The organism is Streptomyces luteoverticillatus (assembly GCF_003970715.1).
Classification (GTDB): domain Bacteria; phylum Actinomycetota; class Actinomycetes; order Streptomycetales; family Streptomycetaceae; genus Streptomyces; species Streptomyces abikoensis.
Map to the genome: position 1 here is coordinate 1,629,403 of NZ_CP034587.1, position 14,805 is coordinate 1,644,207.

At 73.4% G+C, this 14,805-nt stretch carries 13 protein-coding genes and 1 pseudogene; 3 read left to right on the forward strand and 11 right to left on the reverse strand.

The genetic code is table 11. The features are described 5' to 3' along the window. Nucleotides 1–231 precede the first annotated feature (231 nt). Both EKH77_RS06775 and EKH77_RS06780 read left to right on the forward strand, forming a co-directional pair. Nucleotides 232–1,017 (forward strand): hypothetical protein, encoded by a 786-nt coding sequence (locus EKH77_RS06775; protein WP_206279819.1) that lies wholly within the window; start codon nucleotides 232–234, stop codon nucleotides 1,015–1,017. A 158-nt stretch (nucleotides 1,018–1,175) separates the two neighbouring features. Then, complete coding sequence (locus EKH77_RS06780; RefSeq protein ID WP_126913517.1) at nucleotides 1,176–1,538, forward strand: hypothetical protein; 363 nt, start codon at nucleotides 1,176–1,178, stop codon at nucleotides 1,536–1,538. A 126-nt stretch (nucleotides 1,539–1,664) separates the two neighbouring features. Here the strand turns inward: EKH77_RS06780 and der are convergent, their stop codons facing one another. From der to EKH77_RS06800, 4 genes and pseudogenes are all read right to left on the reverse strand, one after another. Further along, entirely contained in the window at nucleotides 1,665–3,125 is a 1,461-nt protein-coding gene (der, locus tag EKH77_RS06785; RefSeq protein ID WP_126913518.1) for a ribosome biogenesis GTPase Der, read from the reverse strand. Nucleotides 3,126–3,190: 65 nt separating this feature from the next. After that, on the reverse strand, nucleotides 3,191–3,778 hold the full coding sequence (locus tag EKH77_RS06790) for a lysophospholipid acyltransferase family protein (RefSeq protein ID WP_126917917.1): 588 nt from the start codon (nucleotides 3,776–3,778) through the stop codon (nucleotides 3,191–3,193). Between the two features lie 44 nt (nucleotides 3,779–3,822). Further along, the gene (gene cmk / locus EKH77_RS06795; protein ID WP_126913519.1) at nucleotides 3,823–4,524 is read right to left on the reverse strand and encodes a (d)CMP kinase; all 702 of its coding nucleotides are present in this window, start codon (nucleotides 4,522–4,524) and stop codon (nucleotides 3,823–3,825) included. Nucleotides 4,525–4,646: 122 nt separating this feature from the next. Then, a pseudogene (locus EKH77_RS06800) lies at nucleotides 4,647–5,731 on the reverse strand (prephenate dehydrogenase). Between the two features lie 67 nt (nucleotides 5,732–5,798). Here EKH77_RS06800 and EKH77_RS06805 point away from each other — a divergent pair. Further along, on the forward strand, nucleotides 5,799–6,161 hold the full coding sequence (locus EKH77_RS06805) for a DUF952 domain-containing protein (protein WP_126913520.1): 363 nt from the start codon (nucleotides 5,799–5,801) through the stop codon (nucleotides 6,159–6,161). A gap of 96 nt (nucleotides 6,162–6,257) precedes the next feature. Here EKH77_RS06805 and EKH77_RS06810 read toward each other — a convergent pair whose 3' ends face one another. From EKH77_RS06810 to EKH77_RS06840, 7 genes are all read right to left on the reverse strand, one after another. Beyond that, entirely contained in the window at nucleotides 6,258–7,562 is a 1,305-nt protein-coding gene (locus tag EKH77_RS06810; protein ID WP_126913521.1) for a pseudouridine synthase, read from the reverse strand. Then, nucleotides 7,562–8,200, reverse strand: coding sequence for an SMC-Scp complex subunit ScpB (gene scpB, locus EKH77_RS06815; protein ID WP_126913522.1), 639 nt, complete (start codon nucleotides 8,198–8,200; stop codon nucleotides 7,562–7,564). Before scpB ends, EKH77_RS06810 begins: the two co-directional genes overlap by 1 nt. Further along, a complete protein-coding gene (locus tag EKH77_RS06820; RefSeq protein ID WP_126913523.1) occupies nucleotides 8,197–9,201 on the reverse strand; it encodes a segregation and condensation protein A in 1,005 nt (334 codons plus the stop codon). The genes scpB and EKH77_RS06820 overlap by 4 nt, the downstream gene beginning before the upstream one ends. Before the next feature lie 69 nt (nucleotides 9,202–9,270). Beyond that, the gene (locus EKH77_RS06825; RefSeq protein ID WP_126913524.1) at nucleotides 9,271–9,816 is read right to left on the reverse strand and encodes a hypothetical protein; all 546 of its coding nucleotides are present in this window, start codon (nucleotides 9,814–9,816) and stop codon (nucleotides 9,271–9,273) included. Next, complete coding sequence (locus EKH77_RS06830; RefSeq protein WP_126913525.1) at nucleotides 9,801–10,931, reverse strand: ParA family protein; 1,131 nt, start codon at nucleotides 10,929–10,931, stop codon at nucleotides 9,801–9,803. Before EKH77_RS06830 ends, EKH77_RS06825 begins: the two co-directional genes overlap by 16 nt. Before the next feature lie 322 nt (nucleotides 10,932–11,253). Beyond that, nucleotides 11,254–12,369, reverse strand: coding sequence for an alanine dehydrogenase (ald, locus tag EKH77_RS06835; RefSeq protein WP_126917918.1), 1,116 nt, complete (start codon nucleotides 12,367–12,369; stop codon nucleotides 11,254–11,256). 193 nt (nucleotides 12,370–12,562) lie between these two features. Next, nucleotides 12,563–14,722 carry a tetratricopeptide repeat protein gene (locus EKH77_RS06840; RefSeq protein WP_397613576.1) on the reverse strand — a complete coding sequence of 720 codons (2,160 nt, stop codon included), beginning with the start codon at nucleotides 14,720–14,722 and terminating at the stop codon, nucleotides 12,563–12,565. Nucleotides 14,723–14,805 lie beyond the last annotated feature (83 nt).

Sequence of the window (14,805 nt, forward strand, 5' to 3'; positions counted from 1 at the left end):
CCCGGGCCCGCCTCTACCGAGAGGTTAGACCGTGGGCGGGGGCCGGGGGTTGGCCTTGATCGCCAAGTCGTGCCGCAAGCGTTGCCCCATCGGTAGCCGCGCCCGGGAACTTTTCCGGAGCGTGACCCATGCCATGGATCCTCCGTTGTCTCCTTACGAGCCGGGAACCGCCCGGTTCGACCGCGCCCTGCGATGAGAACAACCGACCTACCTAGGTTTCGAGGAGCCCCCGTGCCGCGCATGCTCGATGTCAGCGACGAGGTACGTGCCGAGATCGGCGACGAAGAGGCGGAGCGACTGCTCGGCGGCGAGAACGCCCCGGATGTGTACGACTGCACCTCCTGCCGTACCCCCGGCCACACCGGCCAGGTGCCCACCAGCACCGTGCTGTTCGTCGGCGAGGAGACGGCCGTGCTGGCCTTCGCCCACGCCAGTTGCATTCCCTCCCAGGTCGTCCCGGTCGCCGAGGCGCAGCTCCAGGGCGCCGTCGCGTCCATCACGGCCGAGGGCGGCGAGGGGACGGCCGTCCGCCGCGAGATGCCGCTCCAGGCCGAGCTCGGGGTGACGAGCGGACTGGTGCTGGTCGGCGGCGAGGTGCAGCCGGCGCTGGTGGTCGAGCCGCTGGGGCCGATCGCCCGCCCGGGCACCTCCGGGCCGGTGGACGTCTTCCTGGAGCTGCTCCACGAGCAGGGCTTCGCCCCGGTCGCCGACGTCGAGCAGGCCCCGGCGGCGCTGCCGGGCTGGTCGGTGCTGCTCGCCATGGGCCGGCTGCACGCGGTCCTCCAGCCGCCGGCCGGCGGTACCGCGCCCCAGGCGTGGTGGCAGGCGCACCAGGCGATGCAGGTCGCCGACGGCTGGCGGGCGGCCGTCAACAAGACGCGCCGGGTGCTGGTCTACTGCGCCCCGGCGGGGACGATCGGCTCCCAGCCCCGGGAGGACCTGCTGCGGGAGGCACTGGACCGGGCCGCGGCGGCCGGGCGTCTGGTGGGGGCGGCCATGCCGCTCGCGGGCACATGAACGGGGGGCGCGTGAACGGGTCCGAGGCGGACGAGCCGGAGTCGCGCTCCCCGGTAAACCAGGACTTTTATCCTGTAGTCCACCCGGGCGGGACGCTCCCCGCCATCCATTCGCCGCGTGGACCGCATCCGACGGGCCTTGAGGTCGTTGGCAGGGATGTGTACTCATACGAACCCGCCCGGACCTCGTACAACCACATCCCCGGCATGCGGCCACCCCGCGACGCCTCCTCGGAGAGTCACCCCACCTCGGTCACCCCGATCTTCGACGCCCTCTGCTCCGAATACCGGCGGGCCTTCCGGGCCCTGCCCGGTGACCGCTCCGGCGAGGAGGAGCTGACCTTCAAGGCCTTCGGCCACCGCGGCACCTACGGCTACGCGGGTCAGCTCACCGGCCCGGCCGCGTACCCCGGATCCTCGGGGTACAACGCGGTCTGGGATTCGTACTACGGACGGCAGCGCGGTGGTCAGCTGCCCGCGCTGCCCCCGGGGCAGCGGGACGGCCGCGGCCGGGGCTTCTGACCCAGAAGCCCCGGGCGCCGAGCCGCCCCGGCGTGCTCCGCGTTACTTCTTCTTGCCGCGCTTCTCGCTGCTGTGCCCACCCGGGGGGTGACCCCCGGACCCCCAGCCGCTCCGGGGCACCCGGCGTTACTTCTTCTTGCCGCGCTTCTCGCGCACCCGCACCGAGATGTGGATCGGTGTGCCCTCGAAGCCGAACTCCTCACGCAGTCGGCGCTCGACGAAGCGGCGGTAGCCGGCCTCCAGGAAGCCGGAGGCGAAGAGCACGAAGCGCGGCGGCTTGGTGCCCGCCTGCGTACCGAAGAGGATGCGCGGCTGCTTGCCGCCCCGGATCGGGTGCGGGTGGGCCGCGACGAGCTCACCGAGGAAGGCGTTCAGGCGGCCGGTGGGGACCCGGGTCTCCCAGCCCGCCAGCGCCGTCTCGATCGCCGGGACGAGCTTCTCCATGTGCCGGCCGGTACGGGCCGAGACGTTCACCCGCGGCGCCCACGCGACCTGCTGGAGCTCGGTCTCGATCTCCCGCTCCAGGTAGTAGCGGCGCTCCTCGTCGAGGTTGTCCCACTTGTTGTAGGCGATGACCACGGCACGGCCGGCCTCGACGGCCATGGTGATGATGCGCTGGTCCTGGACCGAGATGTTCTCGCTCGCGTCGATCAGGATGACCGCGACCTCGGCCTTCTCGACGGCGGCCGCCGTCCGCAGGGAGGCGTAGTAGTCGGCGCCCTCCTGGAGGTGGACGCGCTTGCGGATGCCCGCCGTGTCCACGAACTTCCAGGTGGTGCCGCCCAGCTCGATCAGCTCGTCGACCGGGTCACGGGTGGTGCCGGCCAGCTCGTTGACGACGACCCGCTCCTCGCCCGCGACCTTGTTCAGCAGGGAGGACTTGCCGACGTTCGGACGGCCGATCAGCGCGATGCGGCGCGGCCCGCCGAGCACCCCGCCGAAGGTCTGGGCCGGGGCCTCGGGCAGCGCCTTGAGGACCTCGTCCAGCATGTCGCCGGTGCCACGGCCGTGCAGCGCGGAGACCGGCATCGGCTCGCCCAGGCCCAGCGACCACAGCATGGCGGCGTCGGCCTCGGAGGAGGGACCGTCGACCTTGTTGGCGCACAGCACGACGGGCTTGCCCGCGCGGCGCAGCAGCTTGACGACGGCCTCGTCGGTGTCGGTGGCGCCGACGGTGGCGTCCACGACGAAGACCACGGCGTCGGCGGCCTCGATCGCGTACTCCGCCTGGGCGGCGACGGACGCGTCGATGCCGAGGACGTCCTGCTCCCAGCCGCCGGTGTCGACGACCTTGAAGCGGCGGCCGGCCCACTCGGCCTCGTAGGTGACGCGGTCGCGGGTGACGCCGGGCTTGTCCTCGACGACGGCCTCGCGGCGGCCGATGATGCGGTTCACCAGCGTCGACTTGCCGACGTTGGGGCGACCGACGACGGCGAGCACGGGCAGCGGGCCGTGGCCGGCCTCGCCGAGCGCGCCCTCGATCTCGTCGGCGTCGAAGCCCTCCTGCGCCGCGAGCTCCATGAACTCCGCGTACTCGGCGTCGCCAAGCTCACCGTGCTCGTCGCCGGTGTGGATCTGGTCGTCCATGAAGTCCGTTCCTCGTTCTTCTGTATCGTCGGCGGACCCTTACGGCCCGCTACTTCAAGTCTCGGTCAGCGGCCGGTCAGCCGCTTGGCGTCCGCCAGGTGGGCGCCGAGGCGCTCCTGGATGCGCGTGGTCGCCTCGTCCAGCGCCTTGCGGGTGCGCCTGCCGCTGCCGTCGCCCGCCTCGAACGGGTCTCCGAAGACCACGTCGACGCGGCTGCGCAGGGGCGGCAGCCCCCGCACGGCCCGGCTCTTCCGCTCGCCACTGCCCAGCACCGCCACCGGGACGATCGGCGCGCCCGACCGTACGGCGAAGTAGGCCAGGCCCGCGCGGAGCGAGGCGAAGTCGCCCTCGCCCCGGGTGCCCTCGGGGAAGATGCCCAGGACCCCGCCGTCCTCCAGCACGCCCAGCGCGCCGGTGATGGCCGTCCGGTCGGTGCCCGAGCGGTCGACCTCCAGCTGGCCGATGCCACGCAGGAAGGGGCCGAGCGGGCCCACGAACGCTTCCTTCTTGATCAGGAAGTGCACGGGCCGGGGGGCCGTGCCCATGATCATCGGACCGTCGACGTTGTGGGTGTGGTTGACGGCCAGTATGCAGGGCCCGGCGGCGGGCACCCGCCAGGCGCCCAGCACCCGGGGCTTCCACAGCCCGTACATCAGGCCGATGCCGATCCGCCGCCCGACGGCGGCACCGGAGGAGGTCACGCCGACCGCTTCTCCTCCACCAGGGTCACCACGCACTCGATGACCTGCTCCAACGTCAGTTCGGTGGTGTCCACCTCGACGGCGTCGGCGGCCTTCGCCAGCGGGGACGTCTTCCGGCCGGAGTCGGCCGCGTCCCGCTTGACCAGGGCGGCCCGGGTGGCGGCCAGGTCGACGGCCTCCTTGCCCTTGAGCTCACCGCTGCGGCGGGCGGCACGCGCCTCCGGGGAGGCGGTGAGGAAGATCTTGACGTCGGCGTCCGGGAGCACGGTGGTGCCGATGTCCCGGCCCTCTACGACGATGCCGTAAGGCGCCTCGGCGGCGATGGCGCGCTGCAGCTCGGTCATCCGGGTGCGCACCTCGGGCACGGCGCTGACCGCGCTGACGGCCCCGGTGACCTCCTGGGTGCGGATGGGCGCCGAGGCGTCCGCGCCGTCGACCGTGATCGTGGGCGCGGAGGGGTCGGTACCGGAGACGATCTCCGGCTTGCCCGCGGCGTCGGCCACGGCGGCCGGGTCGTTCACATCGATGCCGTTGCTCAGCATCCACCAGGTGATCGCCCGGTACTGGGCGCCGGTGTCCAGGTAGCGCAGGCCCAGCTTGGCGGCCACGGCCTTGGACGTGCTGGACTTGCCCGTGCCGGAGGGGCCGTCGATGCCGACGACGACTGCTGCCGGAGCGGTCCGGGCGGCGGTTTCCACGGTGTTGGGCACCTTCCTCGTACACGGGGCGTTTCCTGGCGGATCGCCTTGATGGCTCACTCAAGGTTACTGGCTCGCCGGACCGCCCCGCGCCGCCCTACGGCCCCCGGGCCGCACGGGCCCTACTGGCGGACCGCCCAGCCCCGGTCGCGCAGCGTCGCGGCCAGGGCCGCCGCGGCGGAGGGCTCGACCATCAGCTGGATCAGACCCGACTGCTGGCCCGTGGCGTGCTCGATGCGGACGTCCTCGATGTTGACGCCCGCGCGGCCCGCGTCCGCGAAGATCCGGGCCAGCTCGCCGGGCTGGTCGCCGATGAGGACGATCACCGTCTCGTAGGTGGCCGGGGCCGCGCCGTGCTTGCCCGGCACCCGGGCCCGGCCGTCGTTGCCGCGCCGCAGCACGTCCTCGATGCCGGCCACGCCGCCCGCCCGCTTGTCCTCGTCGGCGGACTCCAGGGCGCGCAGCGCCCGTACGGTCTCGTCGAGGTCGGCGGCGACGCCCGCGAGGACGTCGGCCACCGGGCCGGGGTTCGCCGAGAGGATGTCGAGCCACATCCGGGGGTCGGAGGCGGCGATCCGGGTGACGTCGCGGATGCCCTGGCCGCACAGCCGCACGGCCGTGTCGTCGGCGCCGCGCAGCCGGGCGGCGACCATGCTGGAGATCAGCTGCGGGGTGTGGGAGACCAGCGCGACGGCCCGGTCGTGGGCGTCGGCGTCCATCACGACGGGCACCGCGCGGCACAGGGCGACCAGCTCGAGGGCGAGGTTGAGGACCTCGGTGTCGGTCTCGCGGGTCGGGGTGAGCACCCAGGGCCGGCCCTCGAACAGGTCGGCGATGGCCGCCATGGGCCCGGAGCGCTCCCGGCCGGCCATCGGGTGGGTGCCCAGATAGCCGCTGAGGTCGCAGCCGAGCGCCTCCAGCTCGCGGCGGGGGCCGCCCTTGACGCTGGCGACGTCGAGATAGGCCCGGGCGAGACCGCCCCGGATCGCCCCGTCGAGGGTCGCCGCGACGTGCGCGGGGGCACGGCCACGATGGCCAGGTCCACGGGCCCGTCGGGCGCCTGGTCCGTGCCGGCGCCGCGCGCCGCGGCCGTACGGGCCTGGGCGGGGTCGTGGTCCATCAGGTGCACCCGCACACCGCGGCCCGCGAGGGCGAGGGCGGCGGACGTGCCGATCAGTCCGGTTCCGATGACGAGGGCGGTTCTCACGCCCCCAGCCTAGTGGGGCGGCCGGGCCGGCATGATCGGGATCGTCGCGTCGGGTAGAACGATGTCCATGATCTATCACGTGGTGCCCCTGGACGACTGGCTCGCCGTGCCCGACCGCCCCTACTCCCCCGCCTCCCTCTCCGAGGAGGGCTTCGTCCACTGCTCGCCCGACGAGGAGACCACGCTGGCCGTGGCGACGGCGTTCTACCGCGAGGTGCCGGGGCCGCTGATGGTGCTGCTGATCGACGAGCACAAGCTGGACGTGATGGTCCGCTGGGAGGCCGCCGACCCCGCCCCGCCGCCCGGCGTGGCCCCCGGCACCCTTTTCCCGCACGTCTTCGGCCGGATCACGCGTGACGCGGTCGAGGGAATGATGGAGATCCAGCGCGACGAGGAGGGGCGGGCGACGGGCCTGACGGTGTGGTCCTGACCTCCCGGTGACGCCGAACGCCGGACGGGCTGACCTTGTCAGCCCGTCCGGCGTTCGAGGACCGGGGTCCGGGGCGGAGCCCCGGGAAAACGCGACCTACAGGTCGACCTCGCGCATCAGCATGCCGACCTCGGTGTTGGTCAGGCGGCGCAGCCAGCCCGACTTCTGGTCGCCCAGGGCGATGGGGCCGAAGGAGGTGCGGACGAGCTTCTCGACCGGGAAGCCCGCCTCGGCGAGCATGCGGCGGACGATGTGCTTGCGGCCCTCGTGGAGGGTGACCTCGACGAGGTAGTTCTTGCCGGTCTGCTGGATGACGCGGAAGTTGTCCGCGCGGGCCCAGCCGTCCTCCAGCTGGATGCCGCTCTTGAGCTGCTTGCCGATGTCGCGCGGCAGCGGGCCCGTGATGGCGGCCAGGTACGTCTTCTGCACGCCGTACTTGGGGTGCGTGAGGCGATGGGCCAGCTCACCGTGGTTGGTGAGCAGGATGATGCCCTCGGTCTCCGTGTCGAGCCGGCCCACGTGGAACAGGCGGGTCTCGCGGTTGGTGACGTAGTCGCCGAGGCACTGGCGGCCGTCCGGGTCCTCCATGGTGGAGACGACGCCGGCCGGCTTGTTCAGCGCGAAGAACAGGTACGACTGGGTGGCGACCGTCAGGCCGTCGACCTTGATCTCGTCCTTCTCCGGGTCGACGCGCAGGCCCTGCTCGGTGACGATCTGGCCGTTGACCTCGACGCGGGCCATCTCGATCAGCTCTTCGCAGGCGCGGCGCGAGCCCATGCCGGCACGGGCCAGCACCTTCTGCAGGCGCTCGCCCTCCTGCTCGGCGCCGGGGAAGGTCTTGGGCGTCTTCACCTGCGGCTTGTTGTGCCGCTCCCGGTTGCGCTCCTCGATCTTGGCGTCGAGCTCGCGCGGGCGGGCGGGGGCGTAGCCGTGGCCGCGGGCGGGCCCGCTGCTGCGGCCGCCGGAGCCGGCCGTGGAGCTCCGCTTGGGGCCGCCCTTGGCACCGCCGCGGGCCGCCGCGCCGCGGCCGCTCGTGGGGCCGCTCTGACGGCCGCTGGTGGCGCCGCCACGAGTGCGCTCGGCGTCGGGACCCACGTCGTAGCGGCGCTCCTCGGGGCGCGGACGGCGCGGACGCTCCTGCTGCCGGTCGTCACGACGGTCGTCGCGGCGGTCGTCACGACGGTCCCCGCCGCGACCGCCGTCGTAGCGCCCGCCCTCGGAGCGGCCGCCGTAGCCGCCACCGCCGTAGCCGCCGCCGGAGCGGCCGCCGCTCTCGGGGCGTCCGCCACCGGAGCGGCCGCCGCCCGGGCGCCCGCCACCGGACCCCGGACGGGGGGACCCTCCTCGGGCACCCCGGTTGTCCCGGTCGCCGCTTCCGCTGTTCCTGCCGCTGCTTCGCATCAAAGTTCCGTCTTGTCGTCCGCTTCGGTGTCCGGGGCATCCGGATCGAATGACGGCACCCCTTCCGGGGAGTCGCCCTCGACCGCTTCGGCCTCGGGGAGGAACGGGGCGAGCTCGGGGAGCTCGTCCAGGCCGCGCAGGCCCATCCGCTCCAGAAAGTAGTTCGTCGTCCTGTACAGGATCGCACCTGTTTCGGGTTCCGTCCCCGCCTCCTCCACCAGGCCCCGCTGGAGAAGGGTGCGCATGACGCCGTCGCAGTTCACTCCGCGTACGGCCGAGACCCGCGAACGGCTGACCGGCTGACGGTACGCGACCACGGCCAGAGTCTCCAGCGCGGCCTGGGTGAGCCGGGCCTGCTGGCCGTCGAGGACGAAGGCCTCGACGGCGTCGGCGTACTCGGGACGGGTGAAGAAGCGCCAGCCGCCCGCGACCTGGCGCAGCTCGAAGCCGCGCCCCTGGATCGTGTACTCGTCGGCCAGCTCGCGCAGCGCGTCGGCGATCTCGCGGCGGGGCCGGTCGAGGACCTTCGCGAGGTGCTCGTCGGTGGCCGGCTCGTCGACGACCATCAGGACGGCCTCCAGCGCGGGCTTCAGGGCGAGCCCCGCCAGGCCCTCGGGGTACGTCGTGCTCTCGGTCACCGTGCGCTCTCCTCCGGGTCGGTCTCCGGGTCGGTCTCCGGGCCGGTCTCGGAACCGGTCTCCGGATCGGTCTCCGGCTCGCGGTCGAACTCGTCGGTCACCAGCGGGGCGGCGTCGGCCGTGCCGCCCGTCCAGCGGACCGTCAGGGCCCCCAGAGCCTCGCCCTGGTCCAGGGCGACGGCCTTCTCGCGGTAGAGCTCCAGCAGGGCCAGGAAGCGCGCCACGACGGTGAGGGTGTCCGCGGCGTCGGCGGTGAGCTGGGCGAAGGTCGCCTCGCCGGACGTCCTGAGCCGGGCCACGACGACCTCGGCCTGCTCCCGGACGCTGACCAGGGGCGCGTGGATGTGGTCGACGTAGACCTGCGGCGGGGGCTTGGGCCGCATGGCCTTCGCGGCCAGCTCGGCCAGCCGCTCGGGGCCGATGCCGAGGACGACCTCGGGCAGCAGCTCCGCGTGGTGCGGCTCCAGGCCGACCGTACGGGGGTGGCGGCGGCCCTCATGGGCCAGCCGGCCGCTGAAGATCTCCGCGATGCGCTTGTACGCCCGGTACTGGAGCAGCCGGGCGAAGAGCAGGTCGCGGGCCTCCAGCAGGGCGAGGTCGGCCTCGTCCTCGACCTCGGCGGCGGGCAGCAGCCGCGCCGCCTTGAGGTCGAGGAGCGTCGCCGCGACGACCAGGAACTCCGTGGTCTGGTCGAGATCGAAGTCGGGGCCCATGGCACGGAGGTGCGCCATGAACTCGTCGGTGACCTTGGACAGGGCCACCTCGGTGACGTCGAGCTTGTGCTTGGCGATCAGCTGCAGCAGCAGATCGAAGGGCCCCTCGAAATTCGCCAGCCGAACGGTGAACCGCCCCTCGCCTCCGGCGGGGGTCTCCGACGCGGCGGGCTCTGCCGCGAGACGTTCGTCGGGGGTGGTGGCGCCGCCGGGGCGTGCCGGCTCGGGCCGGGGGCCCGGGCCGGGGCCCAGGGGTCGGCGGGCCGGAGAGGAGGCGGCTGCGGGCATCGGGTTTCCAGGGTGGGGCGGAGCGGGCCGTACAGGCCGTGATCAGCGAGGCTAGCGCAGCGGAACCGCTCAGCGGCCGCGCAGGCGCCGTACGAGGATGCTCGCGTCGCCGCGCTGCTCCAGGTCGGCCAGGACGACCGCGACGGCCTCCCGGACGATCCGGCCCCGGTCGACGGCGAGCCCGTGCTCGCCGCGCAGCACCAGCCGGGCGTGTTCGAGGTCCATGAGCTCCTCGGCGGAGACATAGACGGTGATCTTCTCGTCGTGCCGCTCCCGGCCGCTGGGGCGGCGTCCGGACGCGCGGCCGCGGCGCTTGGGCTGGGCGGCGGCGGGCTCGACCGTGTTGCGGGCGGCCGGGGGCTGGGGGGCGGCGGTGCGCCGCTCGGCCTCCGGCTCCTGGCCCGCCGCGGCCGGCGGCACGGCGGCGGTGCGGCCCTCGGGGACGGCGGCGGTCGTCTTCCCCGGCCGCTCGCCGTCGGGCGCGTCACCCGGGCCCGGCACCCTCGGCGGCGTCTCGCCGTTCGCCTTGCGGCGCGGGGAGGAGGCCTGGAGGCCCATCCCGCCGGTGGTGCGGAACAGTTCGTCGGCGCCGGGCAGGCTCACTCGGCGTGACAACGGGCGAGCACCTCCCTGGCCAGCTGGCGGTACGCGGCGGCACCCACGGAGTTGGACGCGTAGGTGGTGATGGGCTCGCCCGCGACCGTGGTCTCGGGGAAGCGGACCGTACGGCCGATGACCGTGTGGTACACGTGGTCGTCGAACGCCTCGACCACCCGGGCGAGGACCTCGCGGCTGTGCACGGTGCGTGAGTCGTACATCGTGGCGAGGATGCCGTCGAGCTCCAGGTCCGGGTTGAGCCGCTCCTGGACCTTCTCGATGGTCTCGGTGAGCAGGGCGACACCGCGCAGCGCGAAGAACTCGCACTCCAGGGGGACGATCACCTTGTGAGCCGCCGTCAGGGCGTTGACGGTGAGCAGACCGAGCGAGGGCTGACAGTCGATCACGATGTAGTCGTAGTCGGCCATCAGGGGCTTCAGGGCCCGCTGGAGGGTGGACTCGCGGGCCACCTCGCTGACCAGCTGGACCTCGGCCGCTGACAAATCGATATTGCTGGGCAGCAGGTCCATGTTGGGGACCGCCGTCTTCAGCAGGACCTCGTCGGCCTGCATGCCCCGCTCCATGAGCAGGTTGTAGACCGTCAGGTCCAGCTCCATCGGGTTGACTCCGAGGCCCACGGAGAGCGCGCCCTGCGGGTCGAAGTCGACGAGGAGCACCCGGCGGCCGTACTCCGCCAGCGCCGCGCCCAGGTTGATGGTCGAGGTGGTCTTGCCGACCCCGCCCTTCTGGTTGCACATGGCGATGATCTTGGCCGGGCCGTGGTCGGCCAGCGGTCCGGGGATCGGGAAGTACGGCAGGGGACGCCCGGTGGGGCCGATGCGCTCGCGGCGCTGGCGGGCGGCGTCCGGCGCGAGGGTGGCCGCGTACTCGGGGTCGGGCTCGTACTCCGCGTCGGGGTCGTAGAAGTGCCCCTCGGGAACGTTCTCGTAGTCGGCGAGACGGGTGGACTCCGCCCCGTCGCCGGCCATGGCGTTCATGTGGTGACCGTCCATGCTCTGGTGGGCTGTCGTCATGCTCTGGATGTCCTGGTGCGCTGCGAGTGCTGAGTAGGTGTGGACAGCGACGGAGCCGACAGCGTGGAGTCCCACGGGACTCTGGCCCAGCGCAGACATTCCTGGGTGACCACCCCCGGGAGCAAATGTCGACTCATTCACAAGTCGTCCTACCTCCTTGGTGACCAGGAAACATCTAGATACGTCAGCGTGGCACCATGCCGACGGTTGGCGACTCTATGGCGTGTCGGCGGTCCGCAGCAACACAATCCGCCGGAGACGGCACGATGTGTCGGCAATCGAACACCCTTCTGTCAAGGGTGTGCGGCGGATAACCCGGAAGAATCACGGGCGGGTCAAACCATGGCGAAACACCCCGGCCGGGCCTTGCTGCGCAAGGCCCGGCCGGGTATGTGCTCTTCGCCGATCGGCTGCTTTACGGTCAGCCGAGCAGGGTGCTCAGTTCGACGTGCGGCAGTCCGTGCGCCTCGGCGACCGGGCCGTAAACGACCTGACCCTCATGCGTGTTGAGACCCTTGGCGAGCGCGGCGTCGCGACGCAGCGCCTCCTGCCAGCCGCGGTTCGCCAGCTCCACGATGTAGGGCAGCGTGGCGTTGGTGAGCGCGTAGGTGGAGGTGTTCGGCACCGCGCCCGGCATGTTGGCGACGCAGTAGAAGACGGAGTCGTGGACCTGGAAGGTCGGCTCCGCGTGGGTGGTGGGACGCGAGTCCTCGAAGCAGCCGCCCTGGTCGATCGCAATGTCGACAAGTACACTTCCGGGCTTCATCTTGGCGACGAGCTCGTTGGTGACCAGCTTGGGGGCCTTGGCGCCCGGGATGAGGACGGCGCCGATGACGAGGTCGGCCTCGACGACGGCCTTCTCCAGCTCGTAGGCGTTGGAGACGACGGTCTGCACCTTGGTGCCGAAGACCTTGTCCGCCTCGCGGAGCTTGTTGATGTCGCGGTCGAGCAGGGTCACGTGGAAGCCCATGCCGACGGCGATCTGCGCGGCGTTCCAGCCGGAGACGCCGCCGCCGATGACGACGGCCTTGCCCGCGTGGGTGCCCGGGACGCCGCCCGGGAGCACGCCGCGGCCGCCGACCGAGCGCATCAGGTGGTAGGCGCCGACCTGCGGGGCCAGCCGGCCCGCGACCTCGGACATCGGGGCGAGCAGCGGCAGCGCGCGGTTGGCGAGCTCGACCGTCTCGTACGCGATGGCGGTGGTGCCGGACTCCAGCAGCGCGTCCGTGCACTCGCGGGAGGCGGCCAGGTGGAGGTAGGTGAAGAGCGTCTGGCCCTTGCGGAGGCGGTGGTACTCCTCGGCGATGGGCTCCTTGACCTTCAGCAGCAGGTCGGCCGTGGCCCAGACCTCGTCGGCCGAGTCCAGGATGGCCGCGCCGGCCGCGACGTACTCGGCGTCGGTGATGGAGGAGCCGGTACCGGCCCCCTTCTCGACGAAGACCTGGTGGCCGTTGCGCACCAGCTCGAGCACGCCCGCGGGGGTGATGGCCACGCGGAATTCGTTGTTCTTGACCTCGCGGGGGATGCCGACCTTCACGTCGATCACGGTCCTTGAATCAGAGAATGACAGGCTAATCCTGATATGCCGGGCACACCAGAGCAGACCGCGTCGAACGCGGCCCAGCCAGTCTATTGAAGGATTGCGCGTTGTCTAGCCTTGCAATGCACCAATCTTTGCGCGATGCGCCACTGATTTCTTAGGTAGAAGATCCGTTACCCTGCGGTACCCCCTACTGGACCCCGGGTGGCTCCACCCCCTCGTCCGAAGCCCCCGGACCACCGGCGGGGCCGGGCGCGCCCGGCCCGTCCAGCAGCCGCTCCGCACAGCCCCGGTGCCGCAGCGCCCCCGCCGCGTCGCCCAGCCGCTCCAGGGTCTCCGCCAGCAGCAGCCGCAGCGCCGCCTCCAGGCGGGCGTCCCCGGCGGCCTGCGCGGACTCCACCGCCTCCAGCGCGGTGCGCGCCGCCTCGCGCGGCCGGCCCGTGTGCTCCTGCGCCCGGGCGGCCTCGCCCAGCGCCCGGGCGTGCCCGGCGTGGTCGCGCAGCCTGCGGTGGGCGGCAGCCGCCGCGCGCCAGTCGCGCAGGGCCTCCGGCCACTGGCCCGCGTAGCCGTGGACCGTGCCCAGCCGCCCGTACAGCCGCGCCTCGTCCGCCAGTTCGCCCCGCGTCAGCCGCAGCTCCAGACCGCGCCGGTACCAGTCGGCGGCCCGCTGGAAATCGCCCAGCTCCTGGTGCGCGGCCCCGATGGACTCCAGCGCCCGGCTGGTGGCGTACGGGTCCCCGGCCTCGCGCGCCGACGCGAGGGCCTGGCGGTAGCGGTCCAGCGCCTCCGGCGTCCGGCCGGCCCGGGCGTCGAGGTCGCCGAGGTTCAGCAGCGCGGCGGCCTTCTCCAGCGGCATCTCGCAGCGCCGGGCCACGTCCAGGACGAGCTGGTGCAGCCCGTAGAGCTCGGGCGCCGCCGCCTCCGGCCCCAGATGCGCCGTCAGGGCGCGGGTCAGGGCGGAGACCAGCCGCCGGGCGAGGGTGTCCAGCCGGCCGTCCTCCACCGCCAGCCGGGCCGCCGCGAGCAGCGCGGGCAGCCGGGCCAGCAGCCACTCCTCGGCGGCGCGGCGGGAGGGGAAGCGCAGCGGCCGGGGCAGCTGCTCGATCCTGCGGCGGACCGCCGGATCGTTCCGCTCGGTGGTGGCGCGGCAGGAGTGGAGCTGGCGGACGGTCCGCTCCAGCATCCGCGCCCGGGCCAGCTCGATCTCGCCGGGCCGCTCCTGGGCGTGCAGCAGTGTGCCGAGCAGGGGCGCCAGGCAGGTCGGCACCCGGTACTGCGGAGGCAGCCCTTCCGGGCCCTCCCCGGGCGTCTCCAGGCGCAGCAGGCCCCGGGCGGTCAGGTCCTCCAGCACGGACTGGGCGGTGGTCAGGGAGGTGCCCGCGAGCGCGGAGGCGGTGTGGGCGTCGGCCAGCCCGGCGGGGGCCAGCGCGAGCAGGTGGAGCAGCCGGGCGGTGGGCGCGGGCAGGGCCTCGTAGGCGAGCCAGAAGGCCCGGGCCAGCAGCCGGCCGCCCTTGTCGTGGCCGTCGGCGGGCGGCAGCTCGCGCAGCCGCTTGGCCGCGTCGACGACCGTCGTCTTGGGCTGGGCGGCGAGCCATCCGCCGACCAGCACCAGCGCGGCGGGCTGGCCGCCGCACTCCTCGACGACCGTCTTCGCGGCCACCGGGTCGCAGGTGATCCGGGTGGGGCCGGCGAACCACTCCAGCAGTTCGACGGCCGCCGGGGTGTCCAGGCCGCCCAGGGCGCAGGGCCGGACGTCCGGCACGCCGGTCAGCGGGCCCCGGGAGACGGCCACGATGAGGCACTCGGGCTCGTCGGGCAGCAGCGGGTCCACCTGTTCGGCGCCCGCCGCGTCGTCCAGGACGAGCAGCACCCGCCGCCCGTGGAGGGCGTCGCGCAGGGCCTGGGTGAGCTGGTCCTCCTCGGCGCCGGCCGGTACGGGCGCGCCGAGCTCGGCCAGCAGGGCGCGCGCGGTCCGCTCGGTGGGCACGGGCGCCCCGTCGGCGCCCGTCAGCCGGGCGCGCAGTACTCCGTCCGGGTAGTCCACGGCGAGCTGCCGGGCGAGCTCCTCGGCGAGGGCGGTCCGGCCGGAGCCGGGCCGTCCGGCGATGAGCAGCACCCGGCCGCGCGGCTTCTTGCGGCCGGAGAGGGTGTCGAGGCCCGCGCGCACGATGTCGGCGCGCAGCTCCTTGAGCTCGCGCTGCCGGCCGACGAACAGCTCGGTGCGCTGGGTCGTGAAGGAGGGTGTGCGGGTGGGCCGCTGACGGGGGCTCACCACGGGGGCGGGGCCGACTGGCCGCCGCTCGGGCGGGACCACCGCCGGTCCGCCGGTCTCCACCGTCCGCTCCGCCACGGGTCCACTCCCTTCCCCTGCCCGCGGTGGGGGATTCCCCGACCCGCACGCACGGGAACCTGCTGCACGCTCAACCCCCGCCG